We start from the raw sequence: 26,204 nt of genomic DNA on the forward strand, positions 1-26,204 counted from the left end.
TGGACGGCGCCGAAGCGCTCTGCGGCCAGTGCTACCGCGCCCTCGCGGGCCGCCGAGGCCTCGTCGGCAGTCAGCGTCCGGTCGTTGGCGCGGAACCGAAGCCCGAAGGCCAGTGACTTCTTGCCGTCCTCGATGCCCTTGCCGGCGTAGACGTCGAACAGTGCGACATCTTCCAGGAGTTCGCCGGCACCTTCCCGCAGGGCAGCCAGCACGTCGTCTGCTGGAATCTCCTGCGGCACCACGAGGGCCACGTCCTGGGTTGCGACCGGGAAGGTCGAGATGTGGCGCGCCACAATAACATCCGCGGCGGCCATGAAAAGGGCGTCGGCGTTGATTTCGAGTGCGACGGAACGGGCGGGCATGTCCGAGGCTGCCAGGAGCTTCGGGTGCAGCTCGCCGGCGTAGCCCACAACTTCGCCGCTGCGCAATGACAGCTTGGCTGCACGGCCGGGATGGAAGGCCTGGTGCTGGCCCTGCCCCACCACGATGTCAACGCCCAGGACATCGCCCGCAAGCCGCGCGATGTCCAGCGCGTCCGCCCAGTCCCAGACCCGCGGGGTGTGGCCGGCGGCAGCCGGTGAGTCGTGGCCGGTCAGGACCGCGGCGACGTGCAGCGGCTGGTCCGGAACGCCGTCGTACAGTGCGTCCAGCACCTCATCGGACGGCTTGACGCCCAGCGGCGGAATGGAGGCCGTGCCCACAGTCCCGCCGGGCAGGAAGACAAGCCCTGCCTCGAACAGGGCCAGGTCGCGGAAGCCGCGCGAGTGGTTGCGCTTAGCCACCTCGATCAGGCCGGGCAGCACGGACGTCCGCAGGTAGCCGTGCTCCTCGCTGATCGGGTTGGCCAGCTTGACGGCGCTACGGGGAGCCCCGGCCTCCGGCACGCCGAAGGTGTCGTTGGCAGCCTTCGAGACAAACGGGTAGGCCAGGACTTCGGTGAGCCCGGCGTCAGCGAGGGCCTGGATGAGGCGCCGCCGCTGCTGCTGGACGCGCGTCAGCCCCCTGCCCGGAGGAGCGACGGGAAGCGTCGCCGGGATCTTGTCGTAACCAACCAGGCGGGCGATCTCTTCGGACAGGTCTTCCTTGGTCTCAAGGTCGCTCCGCCAGCTGGGCGCCGAAACTGTCCAGCCGCCGTCGGCCTTTTCCACGACGGCGCCGAGATCCTCGAGGGAGGTGACGATCTGCTCTTCGGTGAAGTCGATGCCGATCCGCTCGGCGGCGAAAGCGGTGGGCAGGGCGATGGACACGGCGTCCGGAGCTGTCCCGACGTCGGTCCCCGCCTCGTCGGCGGTGCCGCCGGCGAGTTCGACCAGGAGGTCGGCAGCGCGCTGGGCAGCAATGTTCGCCACCTGCCAGTCGACGCCGCGTTCAAAGCGCTTGGAGGCCTCCGACGGCAGCTTGTGGCGGCGCCGTGAGCGGGCGATCGAGACTTCCTCGAAGTGGGCCGCCTCAATCAGCACGGTGGACGTGGTGTCCGAGACCTCGGTGGAGGCGCCGCCCATGACGCCGGCGATGCCGACCGGTCCGGAATCGTCGGTGATCAGCAGATCCTCGACGTCGAGCGGGCGCTCCTTGCCGTCCAGGGTGGTGAGCTTCTCCCCCGCCACGGCCCGCCGGACCACGATGTCGCCCGACAGCCTGTCCTGGTCATAGAAGTGCAGGGGCTGTCCCAGCTCGAGCATCACATAGTTGGAGATGTCCACGGGCAGGGAGATGGACCGGATCCCGGCCAACCGAAGTCTGGAAGTCATCCACGGCGGCGTGGGACGGGTGGCATCCACGCCCCGGACGGTGCGGGCCACGAAGCGGTCGCAGCCCGGCTTGCCGTAGATGGGGGCGTCGTCGTTGATCTTGACGCCGTAGCCGCCGGCCAGCGACACCGGGGCCGTGACCTTCGAGGCGGGGTCGGTGAAGGACGTGCCGGTGGCGTGGGCGTATTCCCGGGCGACGCCGCGGATCGAGAACGCGTAGCCGCGGTCGGGGGTGACGTTGATCTCGGCGGCTTCGTCGTAGAGGCCCAGGAGGTCCATGGCGTCGGTGCCGATTTCCGGGTCCAGCCCGATCCTCGAGAGCACCAGGATGCCGTCGTGGTCTTCGCCGATACCGAGTTCGCGCACCGAGGCGATCATGCCCGCGGACAGGTGCCCGTAGGTTTTGCGCGCGGAGATGTGGAAATCGCCGGGCAGCACGGCACCGGGAAGGGTGACAACAACCTTGTCCCCCTCCACGAAGTTGTGGGCGCCGCAGATGATGCCCTGGACGCCGGAAGGGTCAATGCCCTTGCCGGTGAGGGTCTGTTCCTGCCCCTCGGGGACGACGCGGACCTGGCACCAGTTGATGGTCTTGCCGTTGGTCTGCGGTTCCTTGACCAGGCTCAGCACCTGGCCCACCACGATGGGCCCTCGCAGGGCGTCGGTGGGACGGTGGACCGCCTCTTCTTCAAAGCCGACCTTGACGAGCTCGGCCATGACGTCTTCAGCCATTGCTCCGGCCGGTACCTGCGCGAATTCACGCAGCCAGGAAAGTGGGATACGCACTGTTTAGATCTCCATCCCGAAGTGCTCGCTGAAACGTACATCGCCTTCGATCATGTCGCGCATGTCGCTGACCTCGTTGCGGAACATGAGCGTGCGCTCGATGCCCATGCCGAAGGCAAACCCTGAATAGACATCCGGATCGATGCCTGCGGCGCGCAGGACGTTGGGGTTGACCATGCCGCAGCCGCCCCACTCGATCCACCGCGGCCCGCCCTTGGCGCCGGGGTGGAAGATGTCCAGCTCCGCGGAGGGCTCGGTGAAGGGGAAGTAGTTGGGACGCAGCCGGATCTGGGCTTCGTCTCCGAACATCTGGCGGGCGAAGTGCTCCAGCGTGCCGCGAAGGTCGGCCATGCTGAGGTTCTTGTCGATCGCGAGGCCCTCGAACTGGTGGAACACGGGAGTGTGCGTGGCATCGAGCTCATCGGTGCGGAACACCTTGCCGGGGCACAGCACGTAGATAGGCACCTCGCGTTCCAGCATGGAGCGGACCTGCACCGGGGAGGTGTGGGTGCGCATGAGGAGGTGTGCCTCCGGCGGTTCCACGAAGAAGGTGTCCTGCATCTCGCGGGCCGGGTGGTCCGGCTTGAAGTTCAGTGCGTCGAAGTTGAACCATTCAGACTCGACTTCCGGGCCCTCGGCGATTTCCCAGCCCATGCCGACAAAGATGTCTGCCACGCGGTCCTGCAGGGTGGAAAGCGGATGGCGCGCTCCTGCCCGGCGGCGGCGCGGGGCGGCTGTCACATCGACGGTTTCCTCGACCAGGATGCGGGCGTCGTTCTCGGCCTCAAGCTCGGCGGTGCGCTCCGCGAGTGCCTTGTTGACGCGCCCGCGGGAGGAACCCATGAGCTTCCCGGCGGCAGCCTTCTGGTCTTTTGGCAGGCCACCGATTTCGCGGTTCGCGAGGCTCAGCGGCGATTTCTCCCCGGTGTGGGTCAAACGGACAGCCTTGAGTTCATCGAGCGTGGAGGCACCGGCGATGGCGGAGATTGCCTGCTCGACGGCGGCGGTGATGGCGGCTACATCCAGAGGGTTCGGGACGGCAGCGCCCGGCAAAGTTTCAGTCATCTACTGTTCTTAGCTACGAGTCGGGTGATACCAGTGGCCGGTGCTGCTGTGCCGGTTTCCCCGGCAGCGCGTCCGTCACTGGCACGTCATTGCATGACGCCATCCGGTGACGCCCTGCAAGGACAAGGGCAGGCTCGCCGGAGGTTGGCCGGCGGGCACTGTTCCCAGTCTAATTGACCGGGCCCGGCTGCCCGAACGGGACGGCCAATGTGCTGTTCGCGTCCCGCGGCTAGCATTGCCTCATGACCCCGGGACAGCGGTTGCGCCGGTTGGCGAACCTGCTCAATGGCTCCACTCTGCTGGGACGCCTGCTCGCCAGGCTGGCCGGAACCACGGTCGTGAGCGGGCCGCGCGGCCTGGCGATCGCCACCGGCTACACCTGGAAACTCCCCTTCGCCGGGGCGTTCACGGTAGGCAATGTGATCATCTTCCGCGCCGGGCCCGAGGCGGCCCTGGGAAACCCCGTCCTCCTGGGTCACGAGGAACGGCACAGCACGCAGTACGCCTGCCTCGGGCTGCCCTTCCTGGTTCTCTACTTCGCCGCCGCCGGGTGGTCGCTGCTGCGGCACGGCGACCCGGCATCGGGAAATCCCTTTGAACGCCATGCCGGGCTCGAAGCCGGCGGCTACGCCGGCCGAACGGCATCAGCGCACAACCGCACCCTCGCCGGCAGGCGGCGGATCAGGCGGCGGATCAGGCGAAACACCCACGGCGGGCCTTGACTTTGATTCGAACATACCTTCGAATTGAGCCATGAGATGGGACGCGCAGGCACTCAATCCCGCACCCCGGGCGCCAGACACTGACAGCGCGGCGAACAGTGGCACAGACAGCGGCGCGGACAACCGCACAGCCGCCGCGGCCGCGGTGCCGCTGCTGCCGCTGGCCGGGCTTGTGCGCTCTGTCTCCACCCCAGAATTTGCCGGGGTCACCTTCCATGAGGTCACCGCAAAATCGGTGCTCAACAAGGTGGCCTCCGGTTCCCGCATGCCATTCGAATGGACAGTCAATCCCTACCGGGGCTGCAGCCACGCGTGTGTCTACTGCTTTGCCCGCAAGAGCCACACCTATCTGGACTTCGATGCGGGGCTGGATTTCGACAGCCAGGTGGTCGTCAAGATCAATGCCGCGGAGGTGCTGCGCAGGGAACTGGCCAAGCCGTCCTGGGGGCGGCAGCACGTCGCGCTGGGCACCAACACCGATCCCTACCAGCGCGCCGAGGGCCGGTACCGGCTGATGCCGGGAATCATCGCCGCGTTGGCCGACTCCGGGACTCCCCTGTCCATCCTGACCAAGGGAACGCTGCTGGCCCGCGACATCCCGCTGCTGAAACACGCCGCCGCCCAGGTGCCGGTGGGAATCGGCATTTCACTCGCCATGACAGATGACCGGCTGTCCGAAGACATTGAGCCGGGGACGCCCGGACCGAGGGCCAGGCTCAAGCTCATATCGAGGCTGCGCGATGCCGGGCTGCCGTGCGGAGTGATGGCCATGCCGATCCTGCCTTGGCTGTCGGACAGCGACGAAGCCCTGGATTGCCTGTTCAGTTCGCTGGCCGCCGCCGGGGCAACCGGCGTGACGGCCGGGGCCCTGTACCTGAAGCCCGGTACGCGTGAATGGTTCATGCAGTGGATAGCGGCAAGGCACCCGGAACTCGCTGGACGGTACAGGCGGCTGTACGGCACGGGATCCTACGCTTCGAAGGAGTACCGCGCCTGGCTCGCAGGACGGGTCCGCTACTTCAAGGCCCGGTACGGGTTTTCCGGCTCACACGGGTTCAGCCACCGGGATGCCGACGACCCCCGCGGTGAAGAAGCCGCCTACCCAGAGGGCAGCTTGCCCACGGCAGGTGCCAGGACGCCCGGGACGGCCCAGGCGTCCCAGCCAACGCTCTTCTGATCAGACAGCGTAGTTTTTCAGCGAGGCAGTGGCCCCGAGTTCCGTCAACAGTGCCTGGACAATCGGAAGATCGGCAGGAATCCACGGAAGGCTGAGAGCTTCCTCACGTTCCCGAAGGCCGATCCAGGCGAGTTCGTCATGGTCCTCGAGGGGCCGGGGCTCGCCGTCGGTGAGTTCGGCAAACCATACCCGCATCGTCGCGCGTTCATTGAGCGGCCAGCCTGCGTGGTGCGGGGATGTCAGCTCGGAACCCAGGCGGACGCCGATGCCCAGCTCCTCGCGCAATTCCCGGTGCAAGGCGGTTTCGGGCGTCTCGCCGGCTTCCACCTTGCCGCCCGGAAACTCCCACATGCCTGCGAACTGTGGAGGCGCCGTCCGCCTGGCCACCAGCAAACGGGTTGGCCGGGCAAGTGAATCGAGTACGGCACCGCCCACAACGCTTATCAGTTCGCTCACCTCCCCAGTGTATGGGGGAGAATGGTTGGGGGCGCGCACCTCTGCCGCCAGCCCTCCCCCAACGACGTGCGGAATACCTTCTACAGACCCGTCGTTATAAAAATCAGATTTGTCCGGGCAATCTACGTGTGCGGGCAGCTTCACGCACGATGCCGAGACTCTCCACCCCCAAGCTCCGAAAAGCAGGCACATGACCACCACCACTCACGCTCCCGGCAAAGCCACAACCCACAGGTCCCATCTCGGACTCGCCATTTTGGCGCTGGGGATGGGAGGCTTCGGAATCGGTGTCACCGAATTCGCCATGATGGGCCTGCTCAAGGAAGTGGAGGTTGGGCTCAACATCGGGACGCCGGAGGCCGGGCACCTGATCTCTGCCTATGCACTGGGCGTGGTCGTCGGCGCACCGGTACTGGCCGCTGTCGGAGCGAAACTGCCGCGAAAGTACCTTGCCCTGGGCCTCATGCTGTTCTTCAGCATCGCCAACCTGACGTCGTTCATCGCCCCTGACTACGGGAGCATGCTGGTGTCCCGGTTCGCGGCCGGGCTGCCGCACGGAGCTTTCTTTGGCGTGGCGGCCGTGATCGCCGCGTCGCTGGTGGCACCGACGAAGCGTGGCTGGGCCATTTCCATGGTCATGGCCGGACTCACCGTGGCCAACGTCATCGGCGTGCCGTTCGCCACCTGGCTTGGCCAGGCCTTCGGCTGGCGGCTGCTCTTCGTCCTGGTCGGCGCCCTGGGGCTGGTCACACTGGGCCTGATCTGGAAGTTTGTGCCCTTCCAAAAAGCCCATGCAGACGCAAGTATCCGCCGGGAACTCGGAGCGCTGAAGCGGGCGCAGGTGTGGCTTGCCATCCTGATCGGGATCGTCGGATTCGGCGGTTTCTTCGCAACGTACACCTACATTGCCCACACCATGACCTCGGTTGCAGGCATCCCGTCCGCGTTCCTGCCGTTCGTGGTGGCCCTCTACGGCCTCGGAATGGTCGCAGGCAACATCGTGGGCGGAAGGATCGCGGACAAGTCCGTCATGGGAACCATTTACCGGGTGCTGCCGGGGATCGCCGTGGCGCTGGTGGTGTACGCGATCGCCGTGCACTCGCCGTGGTCCGCGTTGGTGATGGTCTTCGTTGTGGGCGCGGCCGGGGCCATGCTGGTGCCGGCGCTGCAAACCAGGCTGCTCGATGCTTCACCGGACGCGCCCTCCCTGGCATCCTCCCTCAACCACGCCGCCCTCAACGTGGCCAACGCGCTGGGAGCTTTCCTGGGCGGACTCGTCATCGCCTGGGGCTGGGGTTATGTTGCACCGGCCCTTGTGGGCGCCGTGCTGGCAGTCCTGGGCCTGGGTGTGGCTGTGCTCAGCGGAATGCTGGAGCGTAAAAGGCCGCTGGCCCCGTAACCCTTCGGGCCACAGGGCCAGCGGCCGTTTCTGCTATTTGGGCGCCGGTCCTTTAGCCGCCGGTCCTTTGGGTGCCGACATTATCTGCCGACAAGCCCGCCGGTCATGCCCGGCGGTCATGCCCGGCGGACCGTCGCGACGGCTAGGATCCGGTGCCCCCGACGACGGCCTGGCCGGTGGGCAGATCCGACCGGCCCACGTCCGGCTCCAGGTATCAGCCGGGCGATTTCAAGGCCAGCAGGCCGATTATGGCTGTTCCGCACGAACAGGCCGCCGACACTGAACAGCACGATGGAGACGATGAACGCGTAGATGTAGCGTTCCCGGCCGTAGCCGAAGGGATGCTCCTCGCTGGCGGCCGTTTTTGCCCGTTTCCCGCCGACGAGCAGCAGGACCTGGTTGCCGGAGTCGGCCACGGAATGGATGGCCTCAGCCAGCACGGAGGATGACAGCGTCAGGATGAACGCGCTGCGACGATCGCCTTGGTACCGCCAGTTGCAGCCAAGGGGGCTTCACCTCTTCAAGCGGGAATTACAACGAACTGGACAAGGCCCCGCAGCGGGACCACTAGTAATGACGTACCCGCCCGGCCTTGGGCGGAGCAGCACTCGTGACGTCGCGGCGCCACAAAAAACCTTGAAACTAAGCGTGCTGACAAATAAACATGCGTTGTGTTAGCTTGAAGCCATGTCGGGACTGACCTGTATCGATCCCGACGAATATGAAGGAGGAGACAATGGGTTTTCTTGCTTGGATTATTCTCGGCCTGATCGTAGGCGCAATTGTTAAAGCCGTTATGCCCGGCAGGGTCGGCGGCGGCTGGGTCACCAGCCTTCTTCTGGGCGTTGTAGGCGCCATCGTTGGTGGCTGGATTGGCAGCCTTCTGTTCGGCAGGGGTGACCTGGCGTTCTTCGACCTCGGCACCTGGATCCTCGCCATTATCGGCGGCCTGGTAGTCGCCGGTGTCTACGGGGCCATTACCGGACGTAACCGGACCACCTAAGACCACCAAGGCCCGCCCGAGGCGGACCTGCCCAAAGAAAAATGCGGGAGCCCACCATGTGGGCCCCCGTTTTTTGTGTGCCCCGTTCTTAGTCCTGTTGGGATCTTTTTAGTCCTGTTGGCATCTCGCGCTGGCGTACAGGCAGACAGTGGCCGCCGTCCCCAGGTTCAGGCTTTCGGCGGAACCATACACGGGAACAGCCACCCGGTGGTCAGCCAGGGCAAGCTCCTCTTCGGACAGTCCCTGCGCCTCGTTTCCGAACAGCCAGGCAGTCGGGCTTTCCAGCGCATAATCTGAACCGGCCGTGGAGCTGCCGAGCCGCCGGGCCGCGCTCTCATCCTGGAGGCGGTCCAGGTTCAGCTTCCCGTAGCCGTCGGCGGCCAGCACGCCAATGCCGCGGGATCTGCACTGCCCCACGAGCTCTTCGACGTCGGCGCCGAGCACCACCGGCAGATGAAACAGCGAGCCCGCGGTGGAACGCACGGCCTTCGGGTTGTAGATATCCACGCTGGAGCCGGTCAGCACCACAGCATCCGCGCCGGCGGCGTCGGCAGCCCGCAGGACGGTCCCGGCGTTGCCCGGATCCCGGACCTGGCACAGCACGGCGAGCAGCCGCGGCCCGCCATCGAGAACCTCGTGCAGCGGAACATCGACGAAATCACACACAGCGATGATGCCCTGTGGAGTCACGGTGTCCGCCATGGCGGCAAGGACATCATCGGTTGCCAGCCTGGCGCTGGTGCCGGCGGCCAGCTCTTCGAACTCCGGATACCGGTCCAGGCACGCCTCACTGGCAAACACCTCACGGACAACACCGGGCTCCCCCGCGTCGATTTTCTTGCGGTGCAGCGTCAGGGCTTCACGGACAGCCTGGGGTCCCTCCGCCAAGAACTGGCGGCGCCTTAAACGGGCCGGGCGCCCGGCAAGCTTTGCCACGTCCCGGACCCGATCAGCTCGGGGGTTGGACAGTGGAAAGTCTTGCGGGCGCCCGGTTTCGTTCATATAAGAACCTTAGTTGCTGTAACAGCAGGTTCTCGAACTACCCAGAACGGGGAGCTGCTACTCGGCGGCCTCGTCGGCGGCCGGCTTCTTGGCAGCAGCCTTCTTGGCGGCCGGCTTCTTGGCCTTCGGAGCCGATGCAGCGTCAGCCGCAACAGCCGGAGCGGAGGTGTCGGCCGGCAGGGAGTCCTTGGCGACCTTGACCAGCGCAGCAAAGGCGTTGGCGTCAGACACAGCCAGCTCGGCCAGCATGCGGCGGTCAACCTCGACCTCAGCGGCCTTGAGGCCCTGGATCAGGCGGTTGTAGGTGAGGCCATTGGCGCGGGACGCAGCGTTGATGCGCTGGATCCACAGGCGGCGGAAGTCGCCCTTCTTCTTCTTGCGGTCGCCGTAGCTGTACACAAACGAGTGCAGCAGCTGCTCTTTGGCCTTGCGGTACAGGCGAGAGCGCTGTCCGCGGTAACCTTTGGCGCGTTCGAGGATAACCCGGCGCTTCTTGTGGGCGTTTACCGCCCGCTTCACACGTGCCACGTGCGTACTCCTTCAGAATTCTTATCCCAAGCATCTACTGCCGGTATTCCGGCCGGCCTGAGAAGGCTTATTGGTAGTTTGACTGGCGCCAGGTGGCGCTCAGCCAGAGTGCTTGGAAATTAGATGCCGAGCATCTTCCGGATGACCTTGGCGTCGCCCTTGAAGACGATCTTGTCGCCGGCAAGGCGACGGGTCAGCCTGGAGGACTTGTGCTCGAGGTAGTGGCGGCGGTTGGCCTGCTGGCGGCGCAGCTTGCCGCTGCCGGTCAGCTTGAAGCGCTTCTTAGCACCACTGTGGGTCTTCATCTTCGGCATGGGAACCGATCTCCTAACGTATCCGCAGACTATGTCTGCAGTCTTTCGTGCAGCCGCCCCTGCGGGCGGCGTGCTGGTTGCTGACTGCCTGAAGGCGGTGCCTTCCGCAGCTTTGAACTAGGTGGTCTTCTTGCCTGCCGGCTTGGGCGTGGCCCGGGGCGCGGTGGGGCGTGCCGCGGGCTTCGGCGCAGCGGGCCTGGCCACCGGCTTCGGTGGAGCAGGCACTGCCGCAGGCTTGGGTGCTGCCGCAGCAGGAGCCTCAGCCTCGGCGGGCTTCGGCGCGGCAGGAGCCGCGGCCGCAGGAGCCGGGGCCTTCGCCGCTGGAGCCTTGGGCGCTTCCGGAGCCGCTGCGGCCTTGGGCGCTTCGCGCTTCGGCTCGGCGGCCTTTGGAGCCTCCTGCTTGGGCGCTTCCGGAGCCGCTGCAGCCTTGGGCGCTTCGCGCTTCGGCTCGGCGGCTTCCGGAGCAGCAGCTGCTGCCGGTTCCTCCGGCGCGGCTGCTTCGGTGTTGACCTGGTAGCCCTCGGGCAGCAGGTCCGCGAGTGACTGGGTCAGGGGTGCCTGGTCGGCACCCGAGGTGTCGACGCGGCCGGCGGCCTTGGCTTCGTTCTGGGCCTTGGCTTCGGCACGCTGCGTGGCCCGGCGGGCCTCTGCCTTGGCCTCGGCCTTGTTCTTAAGCGGACCAATCACCATGACCATGTTTCGGCCGTCGATGCGCGGGCTCGACTCCACAACACCGACTTCAGCAACGTCTTCAGCGAAGCGCTGGAGCAGGCGCAGGCCCATTTCGGGGCGCTGCTGCTCGCGGCCACGGAACTGGATCATGGCCTTGACCTTGTCGCCGGCTCCGAGGAACCGCAGGGCGTGCCCGCGCTTCGTCTCGTAGTCGTGCGTGTCGATCTTCAGGCGGAACCGGATTTCCTTCAGAACCGTGTTGGTCTGGTTCTTACGGGCCTCACGGGCCTTGACTGCGGCCTCGTACTTGTATTTGCCGAAGTCCATCAGCTTGCACACCGGAGGCTTGGCCTGAGGTGCAACTTCAACGAGATCAAGATCGGACTCGGCAGCCAGGCGCAGGGCATCCTCGATACGGACGATTCCTACCTGTTCGCCGGCAGGGCCGACCAGCCGCACCTCAGGGACGCGGATACGCTCATTGATTCTTGGCTCGCTAATGTTAAAGCTCCTGTGTTTGTGATGAGTATTCCACCGGCAAAAAGAGAAGGCCCCCAATTGCCGGAGCAATCGAAGGCCTCGAGGATCGGATGCGCTGGCCCGGAGGGCTGCACGCGCTTCCGCAGGACTGTGCCTGCCGGAAACGCCCGACCTTTACCCGGCAACCTTGCTTTCCTCTGGAACTGCGCGGAAAATCGGCTGGCGCGGGTGGGAGAGAACTCCGCTTGCAAACTGAAGTCGATTCTACAGAAAGATACCCGTCTCCGCACAAGGCGGCGATGGGTCTCTTACACGGCGAAATAACGACATCCAGTCGGTCTGTGTCAAGCTTACCAGTATGAGCACTCCAGACAGTAATTCACACGTTTACCAGGCCCCCGGCGAGCAGGCTGACGTCTCGCAGCAGGTCCGGGACATCTCGGAAGTTCCCGCCATCGAGGTCATCACCACAGCCGCTGTCCACCTCATGAGCGCCGCAGCGGTGAAGCTGGGCCTGGCCGCCGAAGAGAACGCCGAGGAGCTCAAGGACCTGGACGAGGCCCGCAAACTCATCACCGCCCTCGCCGGACTTGTGACGGCCGCTGCTCCCGAGATCGGCTCCCAGCATGCCGGGCCATTGCGCGACGGTCTGCGTTCCCTCCAGCTCGCCTTCCGGGAAGAGTCGATTATTCCCGATCCCCCGGGCAAGGGTCCGGGGGAAAAATACACCGGCGCGGTGAACTGACGCCGGAGAGCAACTACGACGACGGCGGGTTGTCCTTGAGGGGACGGCGCGCCGTCGTTCCTGCTTAAGTTCCTGCTCGGGCTTCTGCCGGGGCTCCTGCTCAGGCTTCTGCTTTAGTGGGGATGCCTTGGAAACAATTGACTATTGTCACGGCGCGGCAGACTGAGTAAGCTCGGCGGCCAGCCGGCTTTCCGGTCTGAACCTGGCCGCGTCTGAGCGGCGCTGCCGTCAGGGGCACGCCCCGTATCCCCAGGCATCCGGCTTGCACGCCGCCACAGCCTGGTCGGCCAAAGATGCCGCCCTTCCATAAAGGCAGAACCCCATGTTAGGCACCAAAACCCGTGTCGCCGTCGTCCTGGCCGCCACCCTCGCGCTGACGGCAACCGCCACGCCAGCTTATGCCGCCCCCGCAACGCTCGTGAGCGTGGGACCGGGAACACTCGTCGCCGACGGCGCCGCCGTTGACGTCCCGGTCACGTTCGTCTGTGACAGCGACCCCACCCGCATCATTGCGGTACCCGTGGTGGAAATGAACCAGAGAGTGACCGACGGCCGGATTGCCAACGGCTTCGGAAACGCACAGCTGGGCTGCACCAGAGAAAGCCAAACCGTCACCATCCGGGTCATTCCCCGCGTGATGGCATTCAACCCCGGGGCTGCCGTGGCGTTCGTCATCCTGCAAACATGCAGTGCGGAATTTCAGTGCGCCTTTGTGACCGTCAGCGAAGTCATACAGCTCACACAGTCGGGACAGTCCCAGATTCCTCCTGTCCTTCCCGAATAACTCCTGTCGTTCCCGAATAACGGAGTTCACAAAGGAGTCCCGACTCCAGTGCCCACGGCTGACTGCGCGCAGGGCGGGCGGCCCGATACATCTACGCGCCGGCTGCCCGGCGGCGGCGCTGCTGCAGCGCTATACCGACGGCGCAGAGCAGGACGCCGGCTGCGCCCACCGACACGAACCCGGCCCATGGTCCTACGCCGTCGATGAACAGGCCCGCGAGCGGCGCACCAAGGGCCACGCCAGCGGTGAGCGCCGACCCGTACCACCCCATCGCTTCACCGCGCCGCGCCTCGTCTACGAGCTCGGCCACCTTCTCCGACGCGGCCGAAAGGACCGGTGCACACAAAAGGCCGGGGGCCAGCGAGAGCAGGCTCAGGGTCAAAGTGTCGGTGGCGAACCCCATCGGGATGGTCAGTGCCGCCATGCCCATCAGGAGCAGGATCGGCGACAGGGGACGGTGCAAGGCGCCATAAACGAGGCCGCCAACGACGGAAGCGGCGCACCAAAAGAGGAAGACCATCCCGATCTCCGCCTGGTGGCCGCCAGTTTCCAGGGCAGCGACGATTCCCACATCGGTCCCGCTCAGCACCATTCCTGTCCCGGCGGCGACAGCGAACACAGCTGCCACGGCTGCGGTCAACCACCTGAAGTTGAAAGCGACTTTGCCCCGCAGCCCACCGTTCGGCAGTTGGGCGTTGGGCAGCTGGGCGTTCGGCAGTTGGGCATTCCGCAGCCCTGTTCCCGGCTGTCCGGCCCGGCGCTGCGCGCCTTCTGATGGGCGTCCCAGCCCGGCGGCAGCCTCCTGGACATCGCCCGGTGCGGCAGCGGTCACCGCCACTTCGGCCGCGTCCTCCCGGTCTGCTTCAGAAGCCTCATTGCCAACAGCACTGCCAGCGCTGCCGGCGGCGCTGCCCGCGGTGCTGCGAGTGGGCGGGTTGAACCACATGAGGAACAGCCCCGCGATGGAGGTGGCAACGCCGACGACCGTCAGGCCAAGGACCGAGTGGCCGCTGGTGGCCACCACCGCTCCGGCCGCCGGCCCGATCATGAAGACCATCTCCGTACTGATGGCATCAAGGGCGAAGGCCGTCCGCCGCCGGTCGCCGGCGGCAAGCACGCCCAGCGACTGGCGGACAACGCTGAAGATGGGAAGCGTCAGCAGACCGCCCACGAACACCAGCGGCAGCAGCCACTGATAGGACACGTGGGGAACGATGGACCAGATGACGGTCTCGGACAGGACCGACGGGATCAGTGCCCTCCGCAGCCCCACAATATCCACTCGGCGCCCGCGCCACGGGGCGCCCAGGGCAATGCCGATGGTCATGACAGCGGCTGCTGTGCCGGCCGCCGCATACCCCTGGCCCAGGGTCAGCACGATGTGCAGTGTGAGCAGCACACCTGCGGCCGAATGGGGTATGCGGGCAATCATGCCCACCGCCAGGAGCCGGCGTATGGGCCTGACGGCCAGCAGCTCCAGGTACAGGGTGAAATTCACGGTGGATCCTTCGGTCTGCCGCCGGGCAGCAAAAGGACGGACCGACCCTTGGACCGGCGGTTACTCTGCGGCGCGCCTTAGTTTGATTTCGATCGAGTCAACGCGCTCACCGAACAATTCATTCCGGCTCCACTCCTGCTGCAGGCCGGCAACCACTGACTGGACGCCGGCAGCATCCAGCCCTTCCTCCAGGTAGAGGACTACACGCAGCTCCGGTCCGGGACCTCCGCCGGCGATCCGGCGGCCGGACGCGGTCGTGGCTGGCACGCCTGCACCCGGCAGGACTTCCAGGCGCCGGACCGCGGGCGAACCCGCTGCCGCAGTGCCGAGGGCGTCAGCCAGTTCGGTGTCGCGGTAGGAGGGAACCCAAGGCTGCTGCTGTGCCAATGACCAGACCGCCGGCCTCCGCACGACGAACGTCACTTCGGAACCGGGGTCAACAACAAGCAATTCCGCACCTTCCGCCACGGCAGAGAGCGCCGCCCGTGCTGCGTAGACCGCAACGGGCCGGGCCTCGGCGTGCCAGGCCGTCAACGCACCGGACGAGGTGAAGACCGGCATGGCCAGCCTGCCGTCCGGCGCTTTCAGCGTCACGAGCGCCATGTCCGCCTGCTTGTCGGCGTGCAGCCCGCCGGCGCCTTCGGCTTCCTCCGCCAGCTGTGCGACAACAGGAACGAAAACGCGTGCAGTGGCCAGCGCCGCGACAACGGCGGCTTCATCGCCATCGGCGCTAAGGAGCGCCTCGACAGCGGCGAGATAACCGGTGTCCGCCTTGCCGTCGTCGTCCTCGAAATTGTGGATCTTTCCGTCATCGCCGGCGAGGCTCCGCCCGGCCCAGGGCTGGCCGGCAGAATCCGCGGGGCCGCCCGCGCCCGCGAGGGCCGCCTCGATGTGGGCAGGAAGCCTGCGGGCAGCCGGCTGGTGCGCTGCCCGGTCCTGTTCCCCGGGCGTCAGCCCATGTCCTGCCACGGCCGCAGCCTAGCGGCGACCGGCGACGTCGAGGGCCTCCGGCAGTGTGAAGGCGCCTGCGTAGAGAGCCTTGCCGACAATCGCGCCCTCGACGCCGAGCGGCACGAGGGAGCGCAGGACCTTAAGGTCATCGAGGCTGGAAATACCGCCCGAAGCCACCACGGGCTTGCCGGTTTTTTCAACCATCTGCCGCAGCAGTTCAACGTTGGGCCCCTGAAGGGTGCCGTCCTTCGTCACATCGGTGACGACGTAGCGGGCGCAGCCGGCTTCCTCGAGTCGGCCCAGCACGTCCCAGAGGTCCCCGCCCTCCTTGGTCCAGCCACGGCCGGCGAGCGTCGTTCCGCGGACATCCAGCCCGACGGCGATCTTGTCACCGAACCGGTGGATGACCCGGGCCGTCCACTCGGGATTCTCCAGGGCGGCGGTTCCGAGGTTGACCCGGGCCACGCCCAGGTCAAGGGCCTTCTCGAGGGACTCGTCGTCACGCAGGCCGCCGGAGAGCTCAACCTTGATGTCGAGCCGGCCCACGACTTCCCGAAGGAGTTCGGCATTGGTGCCACGGCCGAACGCTGCGTCCAGATCGACGAGATGGACCCACTCGGCGCCCTGCTGCTGCCAATTCAGGGCCGCCTCCAGCGGCGTGCCGTAGCTCGTCTCGCTGCCGGCTTCGCCCTGGACCAGGCGTACCGCCTGGCCGTTCACGACGTCGACTGCGGGAAGCAGTTCCAGTGCCGGCAGATCGGTTTGGCTGGTCATCTCGGGTCCTCAGTTCTCATGTAGCGCGGTTTCCGGAGCGGCGCTGCCTTGTGCGTCCGGGTGTCGGGGGTTGGCGTTCAGTGTGGGCAGGGTGGCTGAAAGGCGTTTGCCGGTCAGCAGATCAGGCCGCAGGCAGGGTCAGCAGATAGGCGGCCAGCAGCGACATGGCGGCCAGCACCGAGAACACGATCTGCGTCCAGAGCGGCTTCTTTTGCTGCCTGAAGGACAACGCGCCGCCGGCCAGCAGGCCCGCAAGCCCCATCAGGACAATGGACCACATCTAGGCGTCCGCACCGGGCGTTGCAGCCGCAGGCGTCGTCTCGGCCACAGGCACTGCTGCCGCTCCGGTCCGGCCGTGCGGGTGGCGGAGGCCATTCACCCAGTTCCGGAGGAGCCGCGCGCCGGCATCGCCCGACTTTTCCGGGTGAAACTGCGTGGCGCAGAGCGGCCCGTTTTCCACAGCGGCAATGAAGGGCGCGCCGTGTTCCGACCAGGTCACGAGAGGAGCCGCCATGCACGGCTGCACGACCTCGAAGTCCCAGGCCTGCACGCCGTAGGAGTGCACAAAATAGAAACGATCGTTTTCCACGCCCTGGAACAGCTTGGAACCCTCCGGGACCTTGACCGTGTTCCATCCCATGTGCGGAACGACGTCGGCAGGGAGGAGTTCGACCTTGCCTGGCCACTCCCCCATGCCCTCGGCTTCGGTCCCGTGTTCCACGCCGGCTTCGAAGAGCACCTGAAGGCCCACACAGATGCCGAGGACGGGTCTGCCCCCTGCGACACGGCGGCCTATCATGCGGATGGCGTCGACGGCTTTCAGTTCTCGCATTACGGTTTCGAAGGCGCCGACTCCGGGAACCACCAGGCCGTCGGCATTGAGGACGTCCTCCGGCTTCGAGCTCAGGATCACCTCAGCGCCGGCCCGTTCGAGGGCACGCACAGCAGACCGGACGTTGCCCGAACCGTAGTCCAGGACAGTGACGGTGGGCTTCCCCTCGGGCGACGCCGGCTTGACGGTGGCCGAGGGGTCGATGATGGCGCCGTCCTTCAGGATCTTGCCGGTCACAATGCCCCCTTGGTGGACGGAATACCCTCAACGCGCGGGTCCGGCTCGACGGCGGCGCGCAATGCCCTTGCAAAGGCCTTGAACTGGGCTTCGACGATGTGGTGCGGGTCGCGGCCGGCGATGACGTTCATGTGGAGGCAGATCCCGGCGTGCAGCGTGATGGCCTCGAAGACATGGCGCGTGAGCGAACCGGTGAAGTGGCCGCCGATGAGGTGGTATTCCTGGCCCGCCGGTTCCCCGCCGTGGACCAGATAGGGCCTGCCGGACACGTCGACAACGGCGTGGGCCAACGCCTCGTCCAGCGGCACGGTGGCTTCGCCGAAGCGGCGGATGCCGGCCTTGTTGCCAAGGGCAGTCCGCAGTACCTCGCCGAACGTGATGGCCACGTCCTCCACGGTGTGGTGCACGTCGATGTGAATGTCCCCGGTGGCCTTGACCGTCATGTCGATTAGTGAGTGCTTGCACAGTGCGGTCAGCATGTGGTCGTAGAACGGGACCGAGGTGCTGATGTCTGAAACGCCGGTGCCGTCGAGGTTGATCTCCACCAGAACGGAAGATTCGCTGGTGGCACGCTCGAGGCGTGCTGTGCGGGCCTCGGCAGCCTTGATTCCGGTGTCGCTCATAGTGATAGGTGTCCTTTTCACGCAGGAAGAGTGCAGACGTTGCGGGGGTTCTACCCTCAAGTTTATGCCGGAAGAGCAGCCTGCCTCGCCAGGATGCGTTCCAGCGCTTCCAGGAAGGCTGTGGTTTCCGTCTCAGTGCCGGCCGTGACGCGCAGGTGGCCCGGGATGCCGACATCCCTGATCAGGACACCGGAATCCAGCAGGGCCTGCCAGACCTCGTGCGGGTTCTCCAGGCCGCCGAAGAAGACGTAGTTCGAGTCCGAGGCGGCCGGTCGAAGCCCCATCCTGGTGAGTTCGGTGACGATCCTGTCGCGCTGCTGCTTGATGTCCTCGACGTCGGCCATAAGCGCCTCGCGGTGCCGGAGCGCGGCCAGTGCGGTGGCCTGGGTGACGGCGGACAGGTGGTACGGGAGACGGACCAGGCGCAGGGCGTCTGCCACCTCGGGGGCGGCGGCCATGTATCCAAGGCGGGCGCCGGCCAGGGCAAACGCCTTGCTCATGGTCCGGGACACAATGAGCCGCTCCCGCCCCGGCAGCAGGGTAAGCGCGCTGGGAGTGCCGTCGTGGGCGAACTCGTGGTACGCCTCGTCGACGATGACGATGGTCCGGCTGGATTCGCCGGCCTCATAGACGGCTTCCACCACGTCCAGCCCCAGACCGGTGCCGGTGGGGTTGTTTGGTGAGCATAGGAACACGACGTTTGGCCGCAGCTCCCGGACCTGGCCGGCCGCGGACTCGGCGCTCAGGCCATAGTCCTCCGCGCGCTGTCCGACGATGTATTCGGTATCTGTTCCGCTGGCCAGCAACGGGTACATGGAGTACGTGGGCGGAAAGCCCAGCGCCGTTCGGCCCGGGCCGCCGAATGCCTGGAGTATCTGCTGGAGGACTTCGTTGGAGCCGTTGGCCGCCCAGATGTTGTCGGCGGAGAGGCCGTGGCCCAGGTATTCCGCCAGGGCCTCCCGGAGTTCGGTGAACTCCCGGTCGGGATAGCGGTTGAGTCCGGCCGCGGCCTCTGTTACGGCCTCGGAAATGGCGGCCCTGACGTCAGCCGGCACTCCATGGGTGTTCTCATTGACGTTGAGCAGGATCGGCACCTCCAGCTGCGGCGCCCCGTAAGGCGTCAGCCCCCGCAAATTGGTGCGAAGAGGAAGTCGGTTCAGTCGCTCAAGCTGGTCAGTCACTTGGCCAGTTTAAGTGCCCCGGGCGGCGAGCGGGAAACTGTGACGGGTCAGCCGGGACCGGCCGTGACGGGTGGTGACCTATTTGGCCGGGACGAACAGCTGCTGTCCCGGCATGACCTTGCCGTTGTCCAGGTTGTTCAGCTGGACGATATCCGCGATGACGTCGCGCGGGTCCCTGTCCGGGTCCACGCTGCCGGCAATCGCCCACAGCGATTCCCCTGGCTGCACCGTCACGGAGACGGTCTCCGTCACCGACAGACCGCCGGCGGTGTCGGCAGCCTTGGCCGGTGAGTTGAACAGGCCGGCGAGTGACAGGAGCAGTGCCGCCAGCAGTACCAGCGGCAGCCCAATCAGGACGATCCGCCCGCGGCGGGTGAGCCGCAGGCGCGGCGGCTTGGCTGCCGGCCCGCCTGGCCGTCCGCCGGCATGCGGGCCGTGCAGGCCTTGGGTGGACTGCTGGCCCTGGGGGCTGCGCCGCTTCCCGGGACGGTAATGGTGACCTGCTGTTGTAGCTGACATGAACTGAGCCCTCCTGGACCATTCTGTGCTGCCCGTATGCCCGGTCCGCCGGACATACGCCGGGATCTTCGAATAACCGGACTGCTTCGCAGCTGAACTAGAACACATGTTCGAACTTTGCTTCTCCATTTTTAGCACCTATCAACGAACAAAGTCGAGACTCGCTAGAACAAATGTTTGAAAAAGCTTTATGGCTGGCCTACGTTTGAAATCAGAGAACAACCACTTCTGCAGTTGATCAGCAGGGTCTGACATTTCAGGCCGGAAGTTCCCGGCAACTGCAGCCACACAAGCCGGGAGGAACGAAAGGCGTTGGCGAACATGGCAGCACAAGCCTCCGACGGCAAAGCTACCCAGCGCAGCCAGCGGTCCCGGACAGCACCCAAGGGACTCACTGTCCGCCAGAAGAAAATCCTGGAAACCATCCAGCGCTCGGTCAACGACAACGGATACCCTCCCTCCATGCGCGAGATCGGGGACACGGTTGGCCTCGCCAGCCTGTCCAGCGTCACCCACCAGCTCTCACAGCTCGAGAAGCTCGGATACCTGCGGCGCGATCCCAAACGTCCCCGGGCCATGGAGGTCCTCATGCCCCTGACGCTCGATGCCGGAGTCCCTAAATCTGCAGGCGCCGAGAAGGAAGCCAGACTGCACAGCGTGGGCGGTGCCCCTGTTACGGAGTTGCCCAGCGCCACAGATACGGCCCTCGTTCCGTTGGTTGGCCGGATCGCAGCCGGCGGCCCCATCCTCGCCGACCAGATGGTGGAGGACCTCATGCCGCTGCCCCGCCAGCTCGTTGGACACGGGGAACTGTTCATGCTGAGAGTGGCTGGGGACTCCATGGTGGACGCCGCGATCTGCGACGGTGACTGGGTAGTGGTGCGGCGGCAAAGCGACGCCGCCAACGGCGATATCGTGGCCGCGCTGCTGGACGACGAAGCAACCGTCAAGACCTTCCGGCAGCGGGACGGCCACACCTGGCTGCTTCCCCAGAACACCCAGTACGAGCCCATTCTGGGCGACCACGCCGTGGTCATGGGCAAGGTCGTGTCCGTCCTGCGTTCGCTGTAGGTCAAGACCCGCTATAGGCCACCGCCCGCTTTGGCTTCCGGCACGCCGAAAGTCAGTGAGTCCCCAGGGCTACTGCGCGCCGGCGAGCCTTTCCAGCGCCGCCACGGCGATCTTGCGGTCAGTTGTGGGCCAGAACGGCGGGAGCGCCGCGCGGAGAAACCCGCCGTAGCGCTCGGTCGAAAGGCGCGAATCCAGGACCGCCACCACGCCCTTGTCATCCGTGGACCGGATGAGTCGTCCGGCGCCCTGCGCCAGACGGATCGCGGCATGGGTGGCCGATACAGACATGAAGCCGTTGCCGCCTGCCTGGGCCACGGCCCGGGAGCGTGCCGTCATCAGGGGGTCGTCCGGCCGCGGGAACGGAATCCTGTCGATGACCACCAGCCGGCACGAACCGCCCGGAACATCAACACCCTGCCACAGGGACATGGTGCCGAACAGGCAGGTGTCGGGTTCGTCGGCGAACTGCTTTACCAGCGCGGTCATGGTTGAGTCACCCTGGCAGAGCACGCTGACGTCCAGTCGGGGGCGCAGCGCCTCGGCAGCGTCCTCGGCGGCCCGCCGGGACGAGAAGAGGCACAGCGCTCCCCCGCCGGAGGCACGGATCAGCGTTTCCAGTTCGTCGAGCGCTTCCGGCGAGGTCCCCCTGCCCGGCTTGGGCAGGTGCCCGGCCACGTACAGGATGCCCTGCTTCGGGTAGTCGAAGGGGGACCCGACGTCCACGCCCGTCCAGCTTGGGGCGCCTTCGCCCAGGAGACCGAGTCCGCCTGCGGCGGGTTCGAACGCCGAGCCGATTGCCAGCGTGGCGGAGGTCAGGACCACGGTGTGGCCTTCGAACAGGCCCTCCCGAAGGCGCCCGGCAACACTCAGGGGTGCGATGTTGATCAGCGCGGGCTGGGTGTCGTCGGGTGCCGAATAGCCCTGCTGCGGGTCAAAGGTGCTGTTCCGCGAAAACCACACCACCTCACGGTTTTCCCGCGCGGCGAGCAGCCGTTCACAGAGCTCCAGGATGACGAGGAGGCGGGACCGTGCGAGCTGCCGCCCGCCGTCGACCGCGTTGTTGCTGTCCCCCTTGGAATCTGACAGCGCCGCCCGGCACGCTTCGCGAAGCTGGTCCACGCAGTCGAGCTGCTCCGTGTTGAGTCCGTTCGGGAGCAGCCCGCTGGGAACGCCGGTGAGGACAAGTTCAAGGTTGGACGCGGCGTTGTTGAGGGCATCCACGGTAATGCCTGTGTGCTTGCGGGCGCCCGAGGCTGCGGCATGCACCATCGCGACAGACAACTGCCCGGAAACGGCGCCGGTGACACGGTCCTGGAGCTCGTGGGCCTCGTCCACCACCACAACGTCGTACTCCGGCAGCACGGCCAGGCCCTCGAAGGCGCTGACGGCGAGCATGGCATGGTTGGTCACCACGACATCGGCCTCGGCGGCTTCGTGCCGGGCCAGTTCACTGAAGCACTCCTCGGCGAGGGGACACTTCTGCGCGCCGAGGCACTCCATGGACGTGACAGAGACCTGCCTCCAGGCACGGTCGGTCACCCCCGGGAGGAGTTCGTCGCGGTCCCCCGTGGCGGTCTTTTCCGCCCATTCGCGGAGCCGGACCACCTCTTTGCCGAGCTGCGACGACGGCCCGCCCATCGCGGCGGCGAAATGCGGGACGCTGGTGTCCTCGCCCAGCGAAAAGAGCTGCCCTTCGGAGGGCTCCTCAGACGGGAACCCGCCTTCGAGCTTGTGCCGGCACACATAATTGGCGCGGCCTTTGACGAGGGCTACCTTCACCGGCCGGTCCAGCGCCGGGGTGATGTTCTTCAGCAACCGCGGAAGGTCCCGGCCCACGATCTGCGTTTGCAGCGCCAGGGTGGCGGTGGAGACGAGGGTGGGCTTGTCGCTCTCGAGCGAATGGGCGATCAGCGGGATCAGGTAGGCCAGCGACTTGCCGGTGCCCGTACCCGCCTGGACCAGCAGGTGGTCGCCGGTTTCAATCGCCCGCGCCACCTGCCGCGCCATCTCGTGCTGGCCAGTGCGGCTTTGTCCGCCCATGGCGGCCACGGCGCGGTCGAGGAGCCCAAGGACGAACTCCTCGCCGGCCGTGGAACCGGCTGGCTTTGCGGCCTGCTCAGTCATTGCTGATGAAGGATTCCAGTTCAGCCGCGAGGCCTTCCCGGACCATGACCACGGCGCGGGTGCCGCCCTCTTCGTGATCCATGCTCAGGATCTCCGCGTCGGAGTCGTGGAGTTTGCTGATCAGGTCGCCGCGGTGGTACGGCACCAGCAGTTCCAGCTTGACGTTCGGCCGCGGGATGCCGTCACTGATCGCCTTCAGCAGTTCAGGGATTCCCTGGCCGGTTCGGGCGGACACCACCACATGGCGCGGTTCGCGCTGCTTGAGGCGCTCCACGACGAACGGATCAGCGGCGTCGGCCTTGTTGAGCACGATGATCTCGGGGACCTTGCGGGCATCCACTTCGGAGAACACCGAGCGCACGGCGGCGATCTGCCCCTCCGGATCAGGGTGGGAGACGTCCACCACGTGCAGGATGAGGTCGGCGTCCGCCACCTCCTCGAGCGTGGACCGGAATGCCTCCACCAGCTGAGTCGGAAGGGACCGGACAAAGCCGACAGTGTCGGCCAAGGTGTAGCCCAGCCCGTCCGCCGTCTCCGCCTTGCGGACCGTGGGATCCAGCGTGGCGAACAGGGCGTTCTCCACCAGGACTCCGGCGTCGGTGAGCCGGTTCAGCAGGGAGGACTTGCCCGCGTTCGTGTACCCCGCGATGGCCACAGAGGGAACTGCATTACGACGGCGGTTGGCCCGCTTGGTCTGGCGTGCCGGCTTCATCGCGGCGATCTCGCGGCGCAGCTTCGCCATCCGCGTGCGGATCCGTCGCCGGTCCAGTTCGATCTTCGTTTCACCAGGTCCACGTGAGCCCATGCCGGCGCCTGCGCCGCCCACCTGGCCGCCGGCCTGGCGGGACATCGATTCGCCCCAGCCGCGGAGGCGCGGGAGCAGGTATTCGAGCTGTGCCAGCTCCACCTGCGCCTTGCCCTCGCGGCTCTTGGCGTGCTGCGCAAAGATATCGAGAATGAGGGCGGTGCGGTCGATGACCTTGACCTTGACGATGTCTTCCAGTCCGCGGCGCTGCGACGGCGCCAGCTCGGCATCCACCACCACGGTGTCCGCACCGGTGGACATCACCACGTCCTTGAGCTCCAGGGCCTTGCCCGAACCGAGGAACGTGCCGGGATCCGGCTTCGCCCGGCGCTGGACCAGCCCGTCGAGCACTTCCGATCCCGCGGTTTCCGCAAGCGCAGCGAGTTCCCGCAGGGAGTTCTCGGCATCGGCGAGGGTGCCTTCGGTCCACAGCCCGGCCAGGACCACGCGCTCCAGGCGCAGCTGCCGATACTCGACTTCGGTGACGTCTTCGAGTTCGGTGGACAGCCCGGCGGTGCGGCGCAGGGCCCGGCGTTCCTCAAGATCCTGCTGGTCGCCGTCGAACGTGCTGTGTTCCTCGTCAAGCCGCGAGATGGCCTGCGCCTGGCCAAAGACGGCCTTGCTGCCGGCACCAGCGCCGTTGGCAGGTGCGGCATTTCGTGCCGGGACGTCTTTGGAAAGAATCCGGTCGATGACAGCTTGGATTTCCTCGGGACTCATGTCCTGGGCTGCTGGCTCGGATCCGGAATTGTGCTGACTGGTCATGGTCTCCTTAAAAGGTTCTGCATCTTCAGAATAGTGCTGATTGTTGCCCTTGGCTGCGGTATTCGCGCTGGGCTGACGGCGGGGGGTCATGAGGGCTCCTGAAATGCCGACGGCGTGCAGGCCGGAGCGGCAGGAAGTGGACTGATTGAGTGTGGTTGTGCGCGCTCCGGGCGGAAGGTGTTACACCTGCATCGCAACGGGAAGCACGCGGCCGGCGCCACGGCTGGAAGCCTGCGGCGGAAAATACCGGCTACTCAAAGATCAGGAACATGCCTTCCAGAGTAGCAGATGCGGACCACCCGGTTTCCCATCCCGTTTCCCATCCGGGTGGTAAGCCCACTAATCTGGCCAGTTATGGATTCTGCCCACTATTTCAGCGCCTCGCCCGCCGGGCCGTTCACCCGCAAGCCGCTCACCGTGGACCTGGCCGGCGAAACGCGCACGCTGCAGACCTCCTCCGGCATCTTCAGCCCGGACGGCATCGACAAGGGCACCGCTGTTCTGCTCGCGGAGGTCCCCGCCCCAGCTCCGCAGGGAAACCTGCTGGATATCGGCTGCGGCTGGGGTCCCATCGCCCTGACGATGGCGCTGCGGGCACCGCACGCCCACGTGTATGCGGTGGACGTCAATGAGCGCTGTATCACGCTCACCAACGAGAACGCAGCGCTGCTGGGGCTTGGCAATGTCACGGCCAGCACGCCCGAGGCCGTGGACCCGGAGTTGCGCTTCGACACCATCTGGTCCAATCCGCCGATCCGGATTGGCAAGGATGAGCTGCACTCACTGCTGCTGCTGTGGCTGCCCCGTCTCGCGCCGGGAGGTTCAGCCTGGCTGGTGGTGCAGAAGAACCTGGGATCCGATTCGCTTCAGCGCTGGCTCGCGGACGCGCTTGACGACTCGTTTGCGGTGACCCGCGAGAGCACGTCCAAGTCCTTCCGCATCCTGCGGGTCAGGAAAGCGTCCCGCTAGCAACGATCGTTGCGGGCCCGCTCAGTTCCACATGCTCGTGGCCGTCTGCCACGGTAAAGAATTTAACGCCGACGACGCCGCCCGGCACCTTGACGCGCCAGGCGTCCGGTGCACCCTGGCCCGCCCAGTGACGGATCGCCACCGCGGCGGCACACGCGCCGGTGCCGCACGACTGCGTTTCACCGACGCCGCGCTCGTGCACTCGCATGGTCACTGTGCCGACTCCGTCGTGGACCAGCGGCTCTGACGGGACAACGAATTCGACGTTGGTGCCGTGGGCCGGCTTGGGATCGACGTGGGGTGCAGTGAAGAGCCTCGTGGCTTCCAGCTCGGACAGTTCGGCCAGCGCGACGACGGTGTGCGGGTTTCCCATGCTGACTGACAGTGCCGGCCGCGGCACTTCCAGGCCGTCGGCAGTGACCAGGGAGTCCATGGCGCGGGCTGCTGCCTCGGCGGGGAAGATGAACTCCCATGGGCCCATGTCCACGGCGTAGCCGTCAGCTGTGCGGACGATGGTCTTCACGCCGCCGCGCGTGCCGATGGTCAGTGAGCCGCCCTCCGGGAGTTCTGCAAGCCCCTCGGCGAGGAGGAAGTGGACGAAGACCCGGACGCCGTTGCCGCACATCTCAGACAGCGAGCCATCGCCGTTGCGGTAGTCCATGAACCACTCTGCGTTGGGATGGTCGGTCAGGAGCCGGCGGCCCTCGTCGAGGAGACGCGACGGGACGGCCCGGATGAGCCCGTCCCCGCCGATGCCGCGGTGGCGGTCGCACAGCTCGGCAACCTGTTCCGGGAAAATGGACTGCGTTCCCTCGGGGTCGGCGATCAGGACAAAGTCGTTGCCGGTTCCGTGGCCCTTGGAGAAGCGGAGGCCGCTCAGGTTTGAGATGGCACGCTCAGCGGTTTCTGCAAGGGCTTCGTTCATGTTTCAAGCGTACCTGCACGCCGCAGCGTCCCGGAAAACAGCCGGG

26 protein-coding genes and 1 pseudogene are annotated in these 26,204 nt (G+C 66.3%); 8 read left to right on the top strand and 19 right to left on the bottom strand.

What is annotated here, in order from left to right:
* A partial coding sequence (pheT, locus tag AC6CH3_RS00005) for a phenylalanine--tRNA ligase subunit beta (protein ID WP_498130500.1) occupies positions 1 to 2,537 on the bottom strand: 2,537 nt, incomplete at its 3' end.
* A 3-nt stretch (positions 2,538 to 2,540) separates the two neighbouring features.
* Positions 2,541 to 3,602 carry a phenylalanine--tRNA ligase subunit alpha gene (pheS, locus tag AC6CH3_RS00010; protein WP_498130501.1) on the bottom strand — a complete coding sequence of 354 codons (1,062 nt, stop codon included), beginning with the start codon at positions 3,600 to 3,602 and terminating at the stop codon, positions 2,541 to 2,543.
* Positions 3,603 to 3,844: 242 nt separating this feature from the next.
* Here pheS and AC6CH3_RS00015 point away from each other — a divergent pair, with 242 nt between their 5' ends.
* On the top strand, positions 3,845 to 4,324 hold the full coding sequence (locus AC6CH3_RS00015) for a hypothetical protein (RefSeq protein WP_498130502.1): 480 nt from the start codon (positions 3,845 to 3,847) through the stop codon (positions 4,322 to 4,324).
* A gap of 31 nt (positions 4,325 to 4,355) precedes the next feature.
* On the top strand, positions 4,356 to 5,501 hold the full coding sequence (locus AC6CH3_RS00020) for an Rv2578c family radical SAM protein (protein ID WP_498130503.1): 1,146 nt from the start codon (positions 4,356 to 4,358) through the stop codon (positions 5,499 to 5,501).
* Here AC6CH3_RS00020 and AC6CH3_RS00025 read toward each other — a convergent pair whose 3' ends face one another.
* The gene (locus tag AC6CH3_RS00025; protein ID WP_498130504.1) at positions 5,502 to 5,957 is read right to left on the bottom strand and encodes a (deoxy)nucleoside triphosphate pyrophosphohydrolase; all 456 of its coding nucleotides are present in this window, start codon (positions 5,955 to 5,957) and stop codon (positions 5,502 to 5,504) included.
* 190 nt (positions 5,958 to 6,147) lie between these two features.
* Between AC6CH3_RS00025 and AC6CH3_RS00030 the strand changes: the two genes are divergently transcribed.
* Complete coding sequence (locus AC6CH3_RS00030) at positions 6,148 to 7,356, top strand: MFS transporter (protein WP_498130505.1); 1,209 nt, start codon at positions 6,148 to 6,150, stop codon at positions 7,354 to 7,356.
* Positions 7,357 to 7,619: 263 nt separating this feature from the next.
* On the opposite strand, the pseudogene AC6CH3_RS00035 reads toward AC6CH3_RS00030, so the two are convergent.
* A pseudogene (locus AC6CH3_RS00035) lies at positions 7,620 to 7,861 on the bottom strand (cation efflux transmembrane domain-containing protein); the annotation flags it as partial.
* 231 nt (positions 7,862 to 8,092) lie between these two features.
* Between AC6CH3_RS00035 and AC6CH3_RS00040 the strand changes: the two are divergent.
* The gene (locus tag AC6CH3_RS00040) at positions 8,093 to 8,359 is read left to right on the top strand and encodes a GlsB/YeaQ/YmgE family stress response membrane protein (protein ID WP_498130506.1); all 267 of its coding nucleotides are present in this window, start codon (positions 8,093 to 8,095) and stop codon (positions 8,357 to 8,359) included.
* Positions 8,360 to 8,467: 108 nt separating this feature from the next.
* Here AC6CH3_RS00040 and AC6CH3_RS00045 read toward each other — a convergent pair whose 3' ends face one another.
* The 4 genes from AC6CH3_RS00045 to infC form a co-directional block, all read right to left on the bottom strand.
* Positions 8,468 to 9,361, bottom strand: coding sequence for a TrmH family RNA methyltransferase (locus tag AC6CH3_RS00045; protein WP_498130507.1), 894 nt, complete (start codon positions 9,359 to 9,361; stop codon positions 8,468 to 8,470).
* Positions 9,362 to 9,418: 57 nt separating this feature from the next.
* Positions 9,419 to 9,889 carry a 50S ribosomal protein L20 gene (gene rplT, locus AC6CH3_RS00050; protein ID WP_498130508.1) on the bottom strand — a complete coding sequence of 157 codons (471 nt, stop codon included), beginning with the start codon at positions 9,887 to 9,889 and terminating at the stop codon, positions 9,419 to 9,421.
* Between the two features lie 119 nt (positions 9,890 to 10,008).
* Positions 10,009 to 10,203: a 50S ribosomal protein L35 gene (rpmI, locus tag AC6CH3_RS00055; RefSeq protein WP_009358635.1), complete on the bottom strand. Its 195-nt coding sequence runs from the start codon at positions 10,201 to 10,203 to the stop codon at positions 10,009 to 10,011.
* Between the two features lie 117 nt (positions 10,204 to 10,320).
* Entirely contained in the window at positions 10,321 to 11,334 is a 1,014-nt protein-coding gene (gene infC, locus AC6CH3_RS00060; protein WP_498130509.1) for a translation initiation factor IF-3, read from the bottom strand.
* Positions 11,335 to 11,713: 379 nt separating this feature from the next.
* Between infC and AC6CH3_RS00065 the strand changes: the two genes are divergently transcribed.
* Positions 11,714 to 12,100 (top strand): DUF1844 domain-containing protein, encoded by a 387-nt coding sequence (locus AC6CH3_RS00065; protein WP_400577757.1) that lies wholly within the window; start codon positions 11,714 to 11,716, stop codon positions 12,098 to 12,100.
* 322 nt (positions 12,101 to 12,422) lie between these two features.
* Positions 12,423 to 12,884, top strand: coding sequence for a hypothetical protein (locus AC6CH3_RS00070; RefSeq protein ID WP_498130510.1), 462 nt, complete (start codon positions 12,423 to 12,425; stop codon positions 12,882 to 12,884).
* Between the two features lie 91 nt (positions 12,885 to 12,975).
* Here AC6CH3_RS00070 and AC6CH3_RS00075 read toward each other — a convergent pair whose 3' ends face one another.
* From AC6CH3_RS00075 to AC6CH3_RS00110, 8 genes are all read right to left on the bottom strand, one after another.
* Positions 12,976 to 14,382, bottom strand: a complete 1,407-nt coding sequence (locus AC6CH3_RS00075) for an MFS transporter (RefSeq protein WP_498130511.1) — start codon at positions 14,380 to 14,382, stop codon at positions 12,976 to 12,978.
* A 60-nt stretch (positions 14,383 to 14,442) separates the two neighbouring features.
* Positions 14,443 to 15,351 carry an SseB family protein gene (locus AC6CH3_RS00080; protein WP_498130512.1) on the bottom strand — a complete coding sequence of 303 codons (909 nt, stop codon included), beginning with the start codon at positions 15,349 to 15,351 and terminating at the stop codon, positions 14,443 to 14,445.
* 9 nt (positions 15,352 to 15,360) lie between these two features.
* Complete coding sequence (priA, locus tag AC6CH3_RS00085) at positions 15,361 to 16,107, bottom strand: bifunctional 1-(5-phosphoribosyl)-5-((5-phosphoribosylamino)methylideneamino)imidazole-4-carboxamide isomerase/phosphoribosylanthranilate isomerase PriA (protein ID WP_498130513.1); 747 nt, start codon at positions 16,105 to 16,107, stop codon at positions 15,361 to 15,363.
* A 121-nt stretch (positions 16,108 to 16,228) separates the two neighbouring features.
* Positions 16,229 to 16,387, bottom strand: a complete 159-nt coding sequence (locus AC6CH3_RS00090; protein WP_498130514.1) for a CG2302 family histidine operon protein — start codon at positions 16,385 to 16,387, stop codon at positions 16,229 to 16,231.
* Positions 16,388 to 17,176 carry an imidazole glycerol phosphate synthase subunit HisH gene (gene hisH, locus AC6CH3_RS00095; protein ID WP_498130515.1) on the bottom strand — a complete coding sequence of 263 codons (789 nt, stop codon included), beginning with the start codon at positions 17,174 to 17,176 and terminating at the stop codon, positions 16,388 to 16,390. It lies immediately after the preceding gene.
* Positions 17,173 to 17,799 (bottom strand): imidazoleglycerol-phosphate dehydratase HisB, encoded by a 627-nt coding sequence (gene hisB / locus AC6CH3_RS00100; protein ID WP_056627824.1) that lies wholly within the window; start codon positions 17,797 to 17,799, stop codon positions 17,173 to 17,175. Before hisB ends, hisH begins: the two co-directional genes overlap by 4 nt.
* 62 nt (positions 17,800 to 17,861) lie before the next feature.
* A complete protein-coding gene (locus tag AC6CH3_RS00105; protein ID WP_498130516.1) occupies positions 17,862 to 18,980 on the bottom strand; it encodes a histidinol-phosphate transaminase in 1,119 nt (372 codons plus the stop codon).
* Positions 18,981 to 19,058: 78 nt separating this feature from the next.
* Positions 19,059 to 19,499 (bottom strand): LysM peptidoglycan-binding domain-containing protein, encoded by a 441-nt coding sequence (locus AC6CH3_RS00110; RefSeq protein ID WP_498130517.1) that lies wholly within the window; start codon positions 19,497 to 19,499, stop codon positions 19,059 to 19,061.
* Positions 19,500 to 19,820: 321 nt separating this feature from the next.
* On the opposite strand from AC6CH3_RS00110, the gene lexA reads away from it, so the two are divergent.
* A complete protein-coding gene (gene lexA, locus AC6CH3_RS00115) occupies positions 19,821 to 20,570 on the top strand; it encodes a transcriptional repressor LexA (protein WP_498130518.1) in 750 nt (249 codons plus the stop codon).
* Positions 20,571 to 20,639: 69 nt separating this feature from the next.
* Here lexA and AC6CH3_RS00120 read toward each other — a convergent pair whose 3' ends face one another.
* Positions 20,640 to 22,694, bottom strand: coding sequence for an ATP-dependent DNA helicase (locus AC6CH3_RS00120; protein ID WP_498130519.1), 2,055 nt, complete (start codon positions 22,692 to 22,694; stop codon positions 20,640 to 20,642).
* Complete coding sequence (gene hflX / locus AC6CH3_RS00125) at positions 22,687 to 24,264, bottom strand: GTPase HflX (RefSeq protein WP_498130520.1); 1,578 nt, start codon at positions 24,262 to 24,264, stop codon at positions 22,687 to 22,689. The genes AC6CH3_RS00120 and hflX overlap by 8 nt, the downstream gene beginning before the upstream one ends.
* A 354-nt stretch (positions 24,265 to 24,618) precedes the next feature.
* On the opposite strand from hflX, the gene AC6CH3_RS00130 reads away from it, so the two are divergent.
* A complete protein-coding gene (locus AC6CH3_RS00130) occupies positions 24,619 to 25,233 on the top strand; it encodes a class I SAM-dependent methyltransferase (RefSeq protein ID WP_498130521.1) in 615 nt (204 codons plus the stop codon).
* Here the strand turns inward: AC6CH3_RS00130 and dapF are convergent.
* Positions 25,214 to 26,158 (bottom strand): diaminopimelate epimerase, encoded by a 945-nt coding sequence (gene dapF, locus AC6CH3_RS00135; protein WP_498130522.1) that lies wholly within the window; start codon positions 26,156 to 26,158, stop codon positions 25,214 to 25,216. The genes AC6CH3_RS00130 and dapF overlap by 20 nt on opposite strands.
* Between the last annotated feature and the right edge of the window lie 46 nt (positions 26,159 to 26,204).

Source organism: Arthrobacter sp. GQ119 (assembly GCF_059759125.1).